The organism is Salegentibacter sp. (genome assembly GCF_036568425.1).
GTDB lineage: Bacteria > Bacteroidota > Bacteroidia > Flavobacteriales > Flavobacteriaceae > Salegentibacter.
Genome location: NZ_DATCSO010000048.1, coordinates 25,136 through 39,818, shown reverse-complemented (window position 1 = coordinate 39,818; position 14,683 = coordinate 25,136). Strand labels below are relative to the sequence as shown.

At 41.8% G+C, this 14,683-nt stretch carries 10 protein-coding genes; 1 reads left to right on the top strand and 9 read right to left on the bottom strand.

Annotated features, from left to right (window positions below; translation table 11 throughout):
* Window positions 1-205: 205 nt before the first annotated feature.
* From VIM94_RS05050 to VIM94_RS05015, 8 genes are all read right to left on the bottom strand, one after another.
* Entirely contained in the window at window positions 206-1,477 is a 1,272-nt protein-coding gene (locus tag VIM94_RS05050) for an adenylosuccinate synthase (RefSeq protein ID WP_332038200.1), read from the bottom strand.
* An 11-nt stretch (window positions 1,478-1,488) separates the two neighbouring features.
* Complete coding sequence (locus VIM94_RS05045) at window positions 1,489-1,944, bottom strand: transcriptional repressor (protein ID WP_332038199.1); 456 nt, start codon at window positions 1,942-1,944, stop codon at window positions 1,489-1,491.
* A gap of 23 nt (window positions 1,945-1,967) precedes the next feature.
* Window positions 1,968-4,178, bottom strand: a complete 2,211-nt coding sequence (locus VIM94_RS05040) for a RelA/SpoT family protein (RefSeq protein WP_332038198.1) — start codon at window positions 4,176-4,178, stop codon at window positions 1,968-1,970.
* A 41-nt stretch (window positions 4,179-4,219) separates the two neighbouring features.
* Window positions 4,220-5,455 (bottom strand): M48 family metallopeptidase, encoded by a 1,236-nt coding sequence (locus VIM94_RS05035; RefSeq protein WP_332038197.1) that lies wholly within the window; start codon window positions 5,453-5,455, stop codon window positions 4,220-4,222.
* A gap of 18 nt (window positions 5,456-5,473) precedes the next feature.
* Complete coding sequence (locus VIM94_RS05030; protein WP_332038196.1) at window positions 5,474-6,283, bottom strand: RNA methyltransferase; 810 nt, start codon at window positions 6,281-6,283, stop codon at window positions 5,474-5,476.
* Window positions 6,284-6,371: 88 nt separating this feature from the next.
* Complete coding sequence (locus VIM94_RS05025) at window positions 6,372-7,673, bottom strand: amidohydrolase family protein (protein WP_332038195.1); 1,302 nt, start codon at window positions 7,671-7,673, stop codon at window positions 6,372-6,374.
* Window positions 7,674-7,685: 12 nt separating this feature from the next.
* On the bottom strand, window positions 7,686-10,655 hold the full coding sequence (locus VIM94_RS05020) for an amidohydrolase family protein (RefSeq protein WP_332038194.1): 2,970 nt from the start codon (window positions 10,653-10,655) through the stop codon (window positions 7,686-7,688).
* A 64-nt stretch (window positions 10,656-10,719) separates the two neighbouring features.
* The gene (locus VIM94_RS05015) at window positions 10,720-11,814 is read right to left on the bottom strand and encodes a DUF3810 domain-containing protein (protein WP_332038193.1); all 1,095 of its coding nucleotides are present in this window, start codon (window positions 11,812-11,814) and stop codon (window positions 10,720-10,722) included.
* Between the two features lie 216 nt (window positions 11,815-12,030).
* Between VIM94_RS05015 and VIM94_RS05010 the strand changes: the two genes are divergently transcribed.
* Entirely contained in the window at window positions 12,031-13,491 is a 1,461-nt protein-coding gene (locus VIM94_RS05010) for an aminoacyl-histidine dipeptidase (protein ID WP_332038192.1), read from the top strand.
* Between the two features lie 69 nt (window positions 13,492-13,560).
* Here the strand turns inward: VIM94_RS05010 and VIM94_RS05005 are convergent, their stop codons facing one another.
* Window positions 13,561-14,682 carry a peptidylprolyl isomerase gene (locus VIM94_RS05005; protein ID WP_332038191.1) on the bottom strand — a complete coding sequence of 374 codons (1,122 nt, stop codon included), beginning with the start codon at window positions 14,680-14,682 and terminating at the stop codon, window positions 13,561-13,563.
* Window position 14,683: the final 1 nt, after the last annotated feature.

The window sequence follows — 14,683 nt, the reverse complement described above, 5'->3', positions numbered from 1 at the left end:
GCTCCGGACTCAATTTCCTGGACAACTTGAAGTTTAAAAGAAATAGAATAATCTTTTTGGGTACGCTTTATATACCCAGTCTTTGTTGATCTTTTCATTACACTACTGTTTTAGTGTATCGCTATTTCAGGACGGGACATTATATAGAATAAAAAAAGCCGTTTCTATTTGAAACGGCTTTTTAATTTATATGGTTTAGGACTTTTTATCGCGTTATAGTTTGAGTTCTATCCGGACCAACTGAAACCACTTTGATTGGAATTTCCAGTTCTTTCTCTAAAAACTCTATATAGTCATTAAACTCCTTGGGAAGTTCCTCAGCCTTGGTCATTCCGGTAAGGTCGGCAGCCCAGCCTTTTAGTTCAGTATAAACTGGAGTTACGTTTTCAGCTTCAATATTATACGGAAGATGCTTGATCTTTTCTCCTTTATAATTGTAAGCGGTACAAACCTTTAGTTTTTCAAATCCACTTAGAACATCACCTTTCATCATGATTAACTGAGTAATACCGTTAACCTGCACCGCATATTTAAGCGCAACCAGATCCAGCCAGCCACATCTTCGGGGTCTTCCGGTGGTAGCACCAAATTCATTTCCTACGCGGCCCATAGTTTCACCATCTTCATCGAAAAGTTCGGTAGGGAAGGGGCCACTACCAACACGGGTGGTATAAGCCTTAAATATTCCATAGGCTTCCCCAATTTGATTGGGAGCCACGCCTAAACCTGTACAGGCTCCGGCAGCGGTGGTAGTAGAGGATGTTACGAACGGATAGGTTCCAAAGTCTATATCCAGCAATGAACCCTGGGCACCTTCAGCAAGGATTGTCTTTCCTTCTTTCTGGGCCTGATGTAAAAAGGCTTCGCTATCAATAAACTGAAGTTCTTTTAAAGTATCTACCGCATCACAGAATTCCTGTTCAAGCTCTGCAAGATCATACTGTACGTCTACATTGTAGAACTGTATCATCTTTTCATGCTTATCGGCAAGGGCTCGATACTTATCTTTCCAGTTTTCCAGTTCAAGATCTCCTACACGAATTCCGTTTCTTCCGGTCTTGTCCATATAAGTTGGTCCAATTCCTTTAAGAGTGGAACCAATTTTCGCTTTTCCTTTTGAGGCTTCAGAAGCTGCATCCAGCAAACGATGGGTTGGTAGAATTAAATGGGCTTTTCTGGAAATGAAAAGTTTCGATTTATAATCGATGTTGTGCTTTTTGAGATTCTCCAGCTCTTTTTTGAAAATCACCGGGTCTATCACAACTCCGTTACCTACGAGATTAATAGTCTTTTCGTGAAATATCCCTGATGGAATAGTGTGTAAAACGTGTTTTTGCCCATCGAATTCAAGGGTATGCCCGGCGTTTGGGCCTCCCTGGAACCTGGCTATAATATCGTAATCTGAGGTAAGAACATCAACAATTTTTCCTTTGCCTTCGTCTCCCCATTGAAGACCGAGTAGTAAATCTACCGCCATGAAATATTAGGTTAAGTGGTTGTTTTTTTGTTGCCGTAAAAGTATAAAGAATGTTTTTTAATTTCTATATCAAAAACTTCTTCTATGGTTTGTTTAATAGATTGGATTCGGGGATCGCAAAATTCGATCACTTCTCCCGTATCGGTAAGTATAATATGGTCGTGCTGCCGGTCAAAATAAGACTTTTCATATTGTGCCTGGTTTTGTCCAAACTGGTGTTTTCTAACCAATCCGCATTCCAGTAGCAATTCTATAGTATTATAAAGGGTGGCACGACTAACACGGTATTTTTTATTCTTCATCTTAATATACAAGGATTCGATATCAAAATGTTCATCGTTGTTATATATCTCGTGCAAAATGGCGAAGCGCTCAGGAGTTTTACGATGGCCTTTTTCCTCAAGGAATTTCGTAAAGACATTTTTTACGACAGCCTGATCGTTTTTATTTACAACTTTTTTGCTCATAATTTGGGTACAAAGGTATTGGATTATTCACGGCTAACCTTGTCTATGCCGTTAATTTTTTTAAGCCGTTCTATGATCTTATTCAAAATGGAATTATTCTTTACCACCAGGGTGATTACACCGTTAAACACCCCATCCAGACTTTCAAAATTAATCTTTTTCATATTAACATTAAGGTTGCTGGAGATCTCCTGGGTAACTTCGCTTACCAAACCTACATTGTCCAAACCTGTAAGTTTAATAACCGCTTTGAAATCCTGTTGGGAGGAGTCTATCCACTTGGCTGGTATTATCCTGTAAGCATAATTGCTTTGTAACTGTAATGCATTAGGGCAATCTTTCTTGTGGACTTTTATCCCATCATTTACTGTTACAAAGCCAAATACCTTATCCCCGGGGATCGGGTTGCAACAATTGGCTAATTTATATTCAAGGGTTTCGTCTTCCTCACGACCAAAAACCAATTGATCATATCGGGTGGTTATCTCGTCTTTATTAAGATCTTCGGCTATAACAGGTTTCTTGATCTTACGCTTTATATAGCTAACCAGGGCATTACTTCGGGAATTGGCAAACTCCTTGAGCTTTTGGTTGTCTATCTTCCCAATTCCTACCCGGTAAAACAGATCCAGACTGGTCTTTAAGTTGAAAAACACCACCAATTCGTTCACCGATTTCTCATTGAAAGGAATTTTCTGGGCTTTTAATTTTCGCGCCAAAATTGCCTTTCCTTCTTCGGCGATCTCTTTCTTTTCTTCTTTTAGGGAAGATTTGATCTTAGCCCTGGCTCTTGCCGTGGTTGCATAATCCAGCCAGTTGATATTGGGCTTGGCATTTTCTGAAGTAATGATCTCTACCTGATCTCCGCTTTTTAGCTCGTGACTTAAGGGCACTAGTTTATTGTTAACTCGGGCACCACGAGTTTTTAAACCAACTTCAGTATGTATGCTGAAAGCAAAGTCCAGGGGGGTAGAACTTTTGGGTAGGGATTTAAGGTCTCCCTGTGGGGTGAACACGAAAATCTCTTTGGAATACAGGTTGAGTTTGAACTGTTCTACAAAATCTACAGCATTCACATCTGGGTTTTCCAGAGCCTCCTGAAGTTTATTGAGCCACTCCTCAATGCCGTGGTCATCCTGAACGTCTCCCTGTTTGTATTTGTAATGTGCCGCATAACCTTTCTCAGCGATTTCATTCATCCGGCTACTTCTTATCTGCACCTCTACCCAGCGACCTTTTGGCCCCATAACAGTGATGTGCAGGGCTTCATAACCTGTAGATTTCGGGGAGGATATCCAGTCCCGTAGTCGGGTAGGATTAGGACGAAAGTGATCTGTAACTATAGAATAGATTTTCCAGGCCAGGAATTTTTCATTGGCAGGATTACTATTATAAATTATCCTGATAGCAAATTTGTCATAGACCTCGTCAAAAGACACGTTTTGTGCCTTCATCTTACGGTTTATGGAATATATGGATTTGGGCCTACCTTTTATTTCATACTCTAAATCTTCCTGATTCAGGGAATCTTCGATAACACGGGAAAATTCCTTAATATAGGCATCCTGTTCCTCCTTGCTTTCCTTTATTTTAGTGTGGATCTCATTATACACCTCGGGTTCAGTGTATTTTAAACCCAGGTCTTCAAGTTCCGTTTTGATATTATAAAGACCTATTCTATGAGCCAGGGGTGCATAAATATAAAGCGTTTCTGAAGCGATCTTCTCCTGTTTGTCTGGTCGCATCGCATCCATCGTTTGCATATTGTGGAGGCGGTCTGCGATTTTGATGATAATTACCCTTACATCGTCGTTCAGGGTAAGCAGCATTTTTCTGAAGTTCTCGGCTTGCAGCGACACGTCCTTATCTTTCTTAAGGCTGGAGATCTTGGTTAGCCCGTCAACAATTTTAGCTACGGTCTCCCCAAACATTTCCTCTATTTCTTCCAGGGTATATTTAGTGTCTTCTACAACATCGTGCAACAGGGCAGCAGCGATTGAAGTGGCATCCAAACCTATCTCTGAAGCTACGATCTTTGCCACAGCAATAGGATGAAAGATATAAGCCTCTCCCGATTTCCTGCGCTGATCTCTATGCGCTTCTGTCGAAATATCAAAAGCCTTTCTTATCAGTTTTTTATCTTCATCGCTTAAGCTACGGTAACTAATGCGCAGGAGTTCTTTATACTGCCTGGCAATTTGCTTGTTTTCTTTTTCTATAGCTGCTTCTGTCATAGCCTGAATATACGATTAAGATTATTTATATGAAACAAAAATCAGGCCCCGGTTAGATTCCTGTATCGTTGCAGGAGCGGGGGATGTGAATAATGTACAAAAACATAAGCTTTGTGCGGGGTGAGATTGCTTAAATTGTTACCTGACAACTTTTTTAATCCCGAAATTAGTGGTTGTGCTGAATAAGTTTTCCGTGCAAAATCATCGGCCTGGTATTCAAATTTTCTCGAGATCAGGTTCATTAGTAATCCTGTGATTTCTGAAATTGGGCTGTACAGAATCCCAAAAGCAACCAGCCCCACGTGAAAAGAGGGAATTTCAACCCCTAAAGCCTGAGATAAAACGGGGCTATCTACAAATAATGATAAAAGCCAAAGCGTAAATCCGGTTGTGAGTACCGAAGCCGCCAGATTAACTATTATATGCTTTTTTTTATAATGCCCGACCTCGTGTGCAAGTACAGCCACAATTTCTTCTTCCTCGAGGTCATTTATTAAAGTATCAAATAAAGTGATTCGTTTTTCCCTTCCAAAACCTGAAAAATAGGCATTAGCTTTGGTACTTCTTTTAGAACCATCAATCACAAAGATATTGTCCAGTTTGAAGCCAACATTTTTGGCATAACTTTCTATCTTATTCCGAAGGGAACCTTCTTCAAGCGGCGTTTGCTTGTTAAAGATGGGAACAATAAGCCTGGCATAAAACATATTCATAAAAACTGCAAACAGGGCAAGTACTATCCAGGTATACCACCAGAAATCATTTCCGGCGAATTCGTAAAACCAAATAATCGCGGCCAGGATACCACCGCCAATAATGCTCATCATTAACCAGGACTTTAATTTGTCCAGCCAGAAAGTTTTTTTTGTGGTTTTATTGAAGCCATACTTTTCTTCGATCACAAAAGTGCTGTACCAGGAAAAAGGAGTTGTGAGAATATCGCTTCCCAATAATATAATTCCGAAGAAAATAAGCGCAACTATAATAGGGTTATCACTTATGCTTCTTGCAATGCCATCAACCCATGGGAACCCACCCAAAATAATAAAGCCCAGGGTAAGCACCAGGGAGAAAGTGGAGGTAACAATGCCAAAGCGATAGCGTTCTTTTTTATATGCTTGTGATTTTTGATAAGCGTCATCATCGTAGACATCGGCAAGTTCCTGTGGTACCGTATCATCAAAATGTTTTGCGTTCAGGTGGTCAAGAACCTTATCAACAAGGAAATCCAGAACGATTACGGCGAGGATAATATAATAGAGAGTTTCGGGATTCAAATGAGTTGGTTTTGGAGTTTAATGCTGTAGAGACCGCTGTCTCCTGGCTTCAAAAATAAGAATTCCGGCGGCAACAGAAACATTCATAGAGTCTATTTCACCACCCATCGGGATTATGATGTTTTCCTCTGAATTTTCCAGCCAGGATTCCTCGAGGCCTGTAGCTTCTGTTCCCACCACAATGGCTGAAGCACCGCTGTAATCTGTTTTTGTATATTCTCTTGAAGCCTGAAGCGCCGCGGCATAAATCTTAATGTTTTTTATTTTCAGAAAATCTATGATTTCCTCTGTAGTGCCTGTGGCAATTGGGGTGGTGAAGACACAGCCTACACTGGACCGGATGATATTAGGATTAAAAAGATCGGTCTTTGGGTTCGCGATGATCACCCCATCCAAACCAGCGGCATCGGCCGTACGCAATAAGGCACCAATATTTCCGGGTTTTTCGGGGGCCTCGGCAACGAGAAGGAGAGGAGTTTCAGATTTAAATTTCAGACTATCCAGATTCAGTTCTTTGCTTTCAAATAGAGTCAGTAGTCCTTCGGTGCTTCCGCGATAAGCCAGCTTTTCATAAACTTCAGAAGACAAAGCGGTTATCTCAGGTTTCTCATTTAGATTGGAAATTAATTCTTCCATTTTTTCTGCTGAAAATAGTTCTTCACAAAAGATGATCTTTTTCAGCTTAAAATCTCCTTTGAGGGCAAGAAGGGTTTCCCTGACGCCTTCCACTAAAAACACTCCTTCTTTACGGCGCAGGCGTGATTTTTCCTGGAGTTGGTGCAGGTGCTTGATCTCCTTGTTTTGCGAACTGCTTATTTGCTTGTACATAAGGTAAAATTAATCAGATTTGCATAATGGCAAATTAAAAAGCTCCCGAAATTACGGGAGCTTTTGCTTTAATAATTAGCAGGAACAATTATTTACTCTCTCTCTCGTATTTATCCATATAGCGCTCATAGAGTTCTGTTTGATGACTCTCCAAACTTAATTCCCGGCCCCGGATATAGGCCTTGTCAAGAATATTGCCTCGCATATCAAGTGCATCCCCCTGGCTAATAAACAAAGTCGCGTCCTTTCCTACCTCCAGGCTGCCGGCAAAGTCGTCTATTCCAAGAATCTTTGCCACATTTGAAGTAATTAGCGAAAGGGCTTCTTCTTTTTCCATCCCATAAGCTACAGTTGTCCCAGCGTAAAAGGGAAGGTTACGGGTGTTCATTCTTTCCATGCTTCCGCTGCTTTGCAATCCAACCAGCACCCCGTCCTTATGAAGCAGATTAGCTAATTTATAAGGAAGATCGTAATCATCATCTTCGTTTTCGGGACTGCTGTGTACACGGGTCACCAATACCGAAATATTGTTTTCCTTTAATTTATCGCTGAGTTTATGCGCTTCATATCCTCCCACGATAACAAGTTCATCAAGCTTCTGGTCTTTCTTGAACTGGATCACATCCTGGATCTCTCTTTCTCCATCTGCGTGAACGAAGACCTTTTTATCTCCCTTAAAAACACTTTCCATGGCGAGATAGGGGAGATGTTTAATTTCTCTGTTTCCACTTAAATAGGCACGGGAGGAATTAAAGAATTCTGTTAAGTCTCTAAGATTCTTTTGATATTCTTTATTGGGTTTTATGCCGGGATCTTCCCCTGCCCACCACCGACCGCGGGAAAAACTTCCCGGCCAGTTGATATGAAGACCATCATCTTCTTTTACAACGGCATCTTCCCAGTTCCAGGCATCAAATTGCATAATGGATGAAGTCCCTGAGATCCTTCCGCCGCGAGGTACGATCTGGCCCATTAGCACTCCGTTAGGACGCATGGATTCTATAAGTTTACTTTCAGCATTATAAGCGATTAAACTTCTAATATGCGGCAGCATTGTGCCAATTTCGTCCTCATCATCTGTAGCGCGCACTGCCGATATTTCCACCAGGCCTAAAGTAGCATTAGCGGCGATAAAGCCGGGGTACAGGTGTTTTCCTTCAGCATTGATTATTTCTCCGGAAGGTTCAATATCTCCTGAAGCTCCAATAGCTGTGATCTTGCCGTTTTCAAAAGTAAGGATGCTGTTTTCAATTAGCTTTCCATTACCGACATGAGCGGTCGCGCCCACGATACTAATGGTCTGGCTTTGCTTGGGGGCAGGGGTTTGTTGTGCCAACCCTGTTCCCAAAGAACAGATAAATATAAATATGAATATATATGTAATTCTCATTGTCTTTTGTTTTTAGTGGATTTCTTCCAGGAAGTCACAGTGAATGTGCTGCTCTTCCTTTTTGGTTACCGGCTGGGTTTTTACGCCGTTGTTCTTGGCCTCCAGCATCTGGGTGATGAGTTCATTCCTTTCGTCGGAAATTCTTTTGCGTATTTGTTCATCTCTTTCAATATCAAAATAAACTGTACCCTGGATAAGTGTTTTTTCAGGTTTGGCATAAACCGAAAGTGGATGATCGCTCCATAAAACCAGATCGGCATCCTTACCGGTTTTTATACTTCCCACTTTGTCATCTATATGAAGCAGTTTTGCCGGGTTAAGAGTTACAAATTTCCAGGCATCTTCTTCCGAAACCCCTCCGTATTTCACACTTTTTGCTGCTTCCTGGTTTAACCTTCGGCTCATTTCAGCATCATCGCTGTTAATGGCCACGGTAACTCCCTGGCTGTGCATAATTGGCGCGTTAAACGGAATGGCGTCGTTAACCTCGTATTTATAGGCCCACCAGTCAGAAAAAGTAGAGCCGCCGGCACCGTGTTCTTTCATCTTATCGGCCAATTTGTAACCTTCCAGAATGTGAGTGAAAGTATTGATGTTGAAATCGAAATTTTCAGCAACTTTCATCAGCATATTTATCTCGCTTTGAACATAAGAGTGTGCTGAAACATACCGGTCCATATTCAGGATCTCCACGATGGTTTCCATCTCAAGATCTTTTCTGTAATCCTTATCGGTTTTTTTGTTCTGTTCGTATTCGCGGGCACGGGTAAAATAATCGGTAAATACCTGTTCCACTCCCATACGGGATTGCGGGAACCTGGAACGACTGCCCCAGTTAGATTGTTTCACGTTTTCTCCCAGAGCGAACTTGATGAACTTAGGTGAATCTTCAAAGATCATATCTTCAGCAGATTCTCCCCATTTAAGCCTCAATATAGCTGAGCGTCCCCCAATTGGGTTAGCTGAGCCATGAAGGAGTTGGGCTGTAGTGACTCCGCCCGCCAGATTTCGATAAATATTGACGTCAGTAGGATCTACCACGTCTTCCATAGAAACTTCTGCAGAGGAGTTATGCCCGGCCTCATTGATTGCAGAGGCAGCAATATGCGTGTGTTCATCTATTATTCCCGAGGTAAGATGTTTTCCGGTAGCGTCAACCACTTTTGCCCCGCCGGCATTTAGGTTCTGGCCAATTCTGGAGATCTTTCCGTTTTTCACAAGAACATCGGTGTTTTCCAGGATTCCTTCTTCTTCATTAGTCCAAACCGTAGCATTGGTGAAGAGTATGTCTTCCTGCTTAGGTTTCTCTGTGAAACCGTAGGCATTATTCGGGAAACTTACCGGTTTTACCTGATGTGTTTTTTTAGTTTCTTCCTTTTTTTCTTCGGAAGTGGCTTCAGCATCTTTTTTGGTCGCTGTAAATGAGGTTTCATTCCCGTTAGACAAAATTGCCTTCCCCGAAATTCTGTCGGTTTCTGAAGGAACGTTGGCTACCAGCCTGATGAATTCGGTTTTGGTGGTATCAGGTGAAGAAAGCAACAGGTTCATCCAGTTATCAACAAAACTTAATTTGGAACCTATTTTAGTATTTCCCATTTTAACTTCGGCCTTAGGTTTAGAGGATTCCCCGGTGATCTTTAGCTCGTATGAATTGCCATCCAGAGCCAGCTCATAGTCGCCCTTAATATTGGTGACGTTCATATTTTCAAGAACGGCTCTTTCTCCCTGGACCCAGTTTTCGTAAAGCGTGGTTTCCTTGTCAAAAAAGTCACCCGAGGTAATGATGAAATTTGCCCAGGCACCTTCCTTAATTGTTCCCAGGCTATTTTCCTCTCCCAGAAGTCTGGCCGGAACGCTGGTTAATGCAGCAAGTGCATCTTCCTTGCTTAGTCCGTATTCCACGGCTTTTATAAGGTTTTTTCTGAAATCTTTTTCGGCATCTATTCCCTCGGTGGTTAAAGTAAAAGGAACATTATTTTCTGCCAGCATTTTCAGATTGGCGGGTGCCTGGTTCCAGCGCTTCATATCGTGCAGGCTAACTTTGGAAGCCATAAATGGGTCTTCAACATCATAAGCGTCGGGGAATTCCAGAGGCACAATATAAGTTGCTCCACTCTCCTTAATTTCATCAAGGCTTTCATATTCATATCCGCTTCCCAGGATGGTGTACTGGATTCCGAATTCATCCCCAATTTTATCGGCTCTGAGTTGATCCAGAAGATTATCGGTTGCGAAAATTTGCAGGAGATCTTTATTACGGTTTAAGGCTTCCAAAGCGAGATCTTTGTTATCTGCCTTACCTTTTTCATACCATTCAGCATCCAAATAGGCCTGGCGGATAAGCGCCATTGCTCCCATTTTGGAAGTAGGGTAAGACTGCCTGGAAGTTGCGCTTTTATCAAATGATAGATATTGGGCCGAACGTTGTTTAAGGATCCTGTCGCCGTCGCTTCCGTCGGCGTTTAAAGCCACCAGTATCCCGTTTCCACGGATAATTCCATCGGCAAGATGAGTGTTCACCACCCCAAATCCGGCTTTATGCAGTTTTCCGGCTTTATCTTTATCAAAACTGAAAGCCGAAAGGGGGTTATTGTCTGGACGAATATGATCGTTCCAGTAGTAGCCTTCTCTGCTGGCGTCGTATTGTGGCTGTCCGTTGCCATTGTCTGCGGCTTTTGGCTTCTCCACACCAAATTCGCTGTAAAGATCAATAAAGGAAGGATAAACTTCTTTGCCTTCAAGATCTATGGTCTGGCTATTGGCCGGCACTGAAATATTTTTTCCCACCGCGCTGATCTTGCCATCTTTAATGGCAAACATACCATTCTCAATAATGGTAGTAGGGTTAACATGAATTTTGGCATTTTTAAAGAGGGTAGTACCCGTTTTTGTGGTCTTTACGCCATCATTTTTAGGGAAGTATTCCTGGGCCTGGAGCTGGGCGCCCGCCAGGAATACAAACAATAGAAATTTAAATTTCATAAAATGTAAGAGTTTAGTAAGAATGCAAGCTTTTTGTTAGAAAAGCCGGTAAAATAAGAAAATTTTAATAAAAGCCTGTAGAGGTTTCTCCGGTATTTTTCCCTTCTGAAAAATAATTCACAAGCAGGGCAACCACATAGCTGTAGCTCTTCATGCCTTCCGCCTGATTATTTGCCATTAAATATCTATTGTAAGTAGCTTGAAATAATGGCTCAAAAGGATTCTGATGCCGTAACCAGAAATCGTCTACTTCCCGGTAATTCGCCAGGATCCCGGGCCGGATCTTTTTCTTGAGCTCTTCAAATTTCTCCTTATCTCTGCGGTATAATTCATTCAGACTATAACGCAGAGCGAAAGTATAACCTGAATACCTGAAATAAATATCGGGATGGTTCATCGTAGCCAGGCAGGCTATAAAGTTAGCCTCGTTTTCTTTGGCAAAACCCAACTGATGACCAACTTCATGGCTGGCTGTGGTGGGGATTTTGAATTTCACGATCTGAGTATTGACCTGGGCCTCTCCGGTTAGCGGATTTAAATAACCATTAAAGCCCATATAGGTAAGTGGAATACTGTAAAGGGAGCGTTTTAGATTCGGGTTTTTATAAGTGAGTTCCGGGTATTCCCGGCTAAGGTGATCATAACCTAAAATAGTTTGTTCAAACAATTCCTTTTTGGAATACGGAATTTTTATAGCCAGGGAGTCATCGGCCGAAAGTTCTTCGTGTAATTCATTAGAGCTGGAAATAAGGTTTTCTGAAAGAACTATAAGTTCTTCGGTGGTATAATCGGGATCTAATTCCAGGGCCTGATGCAGAGGAAGCCTGTAGTAATTAAAACCCCAGATAAGGTGGAAACAAGCGTAGATTACCGAAAGTGCTGCAAGACCGTCTATGATCCACTTTCGCGGACTCCGGAATCTGGTTTTGAATCTTCGGATTAACCACCTTAGAAGCATTAAGACCAAAAGTGCATATAGAAAGTCGCCCAGGCTAAAAGGTAGGAAGCCCAAAGGGAAACGCATAAACCTGGAGATCCAGGGATATATTCCGCGACTATACCAGTTTTCTATAAACAGCGGATATTCGGCCAGCAGGCCAATAATTATGATCTGTACCGGCAACAGACCCGCAAGTATATAGAGGCTTTTTCTTTTCACTCGATAATCAGGGTTTAGTTTTGGGGTATTGATAATATTAGAATGTCATTATATTAAAAGTTATTTTCTTCTGATTGTCTGAGGTTCTTTATTTCTCAAAAATAGCATTTATCACGGGAAGGGCTGCTTTTTGGTTAATTTCGGCCAAAATAAGTTTTTCATTTTCCTTCCTCCCTAATTACCAATACCTTTGTGAATATACCAAATATTAAACCAATGAATGAAGAAATAAGAAACCTGGAACCAAAAGAATTATGGAATAATTTTGCCGATCTTAATGCTGTACCGCGGCCTTCGAAAAAAGAAGAACGCGTTATAGAATTCATTAAGAACTTCGGAAATAAACTTAATCTGGAAACCCAGGTTGATGAAATCGGGAATGTGCTAATTCGCAAACCTGCTACTGCCGGTATGGAAGACCGTAAACCTATCGTTTTGCAAGCGCACCTGGATATGGTTCATCAAAAGAACAATGATACCGATTTCGATTTTGAAACTTCCGGAATCGATATGTATATAGAAGGAGACTGGGTTAAAGCTAAAGGAACCACTCTTGGCGCCGATAATGGACTGGGAGCAGCCAGTATGATGGCTATCCTGGAAAGCAAAGATATTGCGCATCCTGAACTCGAAGCCCTTTTTACCATAGACGAAGAAACCGGAATGACCGGAGCTAAAAACCTTAATCCGTCAATGCTGAAAGGTGATATCCTGCTTAATCTCGATACCGAAGAAGATGACGAGATTGGAATTGGTTGTGCAGGAGGAGTAGATATTACTGCCATTCGTGATTATGAACTCGAAGACACACCGGATAATTCAGTAGGTTACAACATTACTGTTAAAGGTTTGCAGGGCGGGCATTCTGGAATGGATATTATCAAAGGCTTGGCCAATGCCAATAAGCTGCTTACCCGGGTACTTTACAATTCTAATAAAGACTTTGGTTTACGGCTTGCCAAATTTGACGGAGGTGGCTTGCGAAATGCTATTCCGCGCGAAAGTAAAGCCGTAGTGGCCATAGACCGATCTAATACCGATACTTTTCTAAATGAAACATTAGTACAGGTTAGGGAAATTAAAGCCGAATTTTCTTCCCTGGAACCAAATCTGGATATCGAGATCACAGAAGTAGATGTTCCTGCGAAAGTGATGAAGGTTGAAGATCAACTGGAGGTGATAAGAGCACTTTCTGCCGCCCATAATGGGGTTTACAGAATGAGCCCTGATATAGAAGGCCTGGTTGAGGCATCAAATAATATCGCAAGTGTGAAGATAGGAGACGGAAAGGTGAAAATTAATTGTCTTACTCGTTCTTCGGTAGAATCTTCCAAAAACGATCTTGCCCATAGTTTGCAAGCTGCTTTTGAGCTTGCCGGATTTAAAGTGAAATTTTCGGGAGAATATCCCGGATGGGCACCAAATCCCGATTCTGCTATTTTGAAAGTTCTGGACGAGCTTTATCAGAAACAAAATAATAAGAAAGCCGATATCGCAGCCTGCCACGCCGGATTGGAATGTGGAATTATCGGGAACCATTATCCGGAAATGGATATGATCTCTTTTGGTCCTACTATTCGCGGAGCGCACTCTCCCGATGAACGCGCCAGCATTTCTTCGGCTAAAAAATACTGGAAGTTCTTACTTGAAGTTCTCAAAAATATTCCGAAGAAATAAGAAAGGAATTAACAAAACAAAAAGGCTGCCCGATAAGGCAGCCTTTTTAATTTTTATACTTCTTATTTCTTATTCCTGTATTCCAACCAATTCTACTCTGAAGATAAGATCGGTATTTGGAGGGATAACACCACCCGCACCGCTCTCACCATAAGCAAGGTGGGAAGGAATATAAAGTATAGCTTTATCTCCAACTCTCATTTGCTGAACACCTTCTTTAAAACCTGGAATCATAGGTGCTTCCGGACCGTAAGGTATGGTCATAGACTCATATCCGCCCTGGTCTTTTCGCTGCTGACTGAATAATCCCAGTTCCTGAGCCAGGTCTTCGTTATTGGTGTCAAAGATTCTTCCGTCCTGGAAATAACCTTCATAGTTGAGTTGAACCATCTGGCCATCGGCCGGCTTTTCGCCGTCACCTTCTTCTTCAAAATAGATCTGAAGTCCGCTTTCAAGCTCTTTAGCCTCTTCCTTTAAAACGCTGAATTTTTCAGAATTCTCTGCCATAGCATCTTCCATGCGTTTCTGAGCTTCTTCCTCTTCGGCTTTTAGTTCACTAAGTTTGTTTTCAAATACCTTAGGTGCATCAAAATTTTTGGCGTCTCCACCTTTTTTGATGATATTCACTTTTTCTATGATCACCTCTTCCACAGGTCGGTCACTTGGGTCGGTTTTTACTTTTCCAATAGAATCTACCACGTCCTGACCTTTAACTATTTCTCCAAAAATGGTATGTCTTCCATCAAGGTTGGGAGTAGGGCCAAGGGTGATAAAGAACTGGCTACCATTAGTGCCGGGTCCTGCATTTGCCATAGACAGGACTCCTTTAGAATCGTGGCTTAGTTCATTATTAACCTCATCTGGGAAACGGTATCCGGGACCGCCCGAACCTGTTCCTGTAGGATCCCCACCCTGAATTACAAATCCTTCTATAATTCGGTGAAACCTTATTCCATCGTAAAAGTTTTTGTTTTTATAGGTACTGTCTACCATAGTGTTGTTCCCTTCGGCAAGGGAAACAAAACTAGCTACGGTAATAGGAGTTTGTTCATAAAAAAGTTCAGCTACAAAGCTGCCTTTATTGGTTTCGAATTCGGCGTAAAGCCCGTCTTCAAGATCAGGGTATTCGTCGTTACAGGCAAAGAGCGTTAAGGCCATTGCCAAAAGAATAAAGATGTTAGTAGTTTTCATT

Excerpts from the sequence above, each read along its gene's own strand:
- VIM94_RS05050 (WP_332038200.1), bottom strand. The coding sequence starts at position 1,477 with ATGGCGGTAGATTTACTACTCGGTCTTCAATGGGGAGACGAAGGCAAA.
- VIM94_RS05045 (WP_332038199.1), bottom strand. The coding sequence starts at position 1,944 with ATGAGCAAAAAAGTTGTAAATAAAAACGATCAGGCTGTCGTAAAAAAT.
- VIM94_RS05040 (WP_332038198.1), bottom strand. The coding sequence starts at position 4,178 with ATGACAGAAGCAGCTATAGAAAAAGAAAACAAGCAAATTGCCAGGCAG.
- VIM94_RS05030 (WP_332038196.1), bottom strand. The coding sequence starts at position 6,283 with ATGTACAAGCAAATAAGCAGTTCGCAAAACAAGGAGATCAAGCACCTG.
- VIM94_RS05025 (WP_332038195.1), bottom strand. The coding sequence starts at position 7,673 with ATGAGAATTACATATATATTCATATTTATATTTATCTGTTCTTTGGGA.
- VIM94_RS05020 (WP_332038194.1), bottom strand. The coding sequence starts at position 10,655 with ATGAAATTTAAATTTCTATTGTTTGTATTCCTGGCGGGCGCCCAGCTC.
- VIM94_RS05010 (WP_332038192.1), top strand. The coding sequence starts at position 12,031 with ATGAATGAAGAAATAAGAAACCTGGAACCAAAAGAATTATGGAATAAT.
- VIM94_RS05005 (WP_332038191.1), bottom strand. The coding sequence starts at position 14,682 with ATGAAAACTACTAACATCTTTATTCTTTTGGCAATGGCCTTAACGCTC.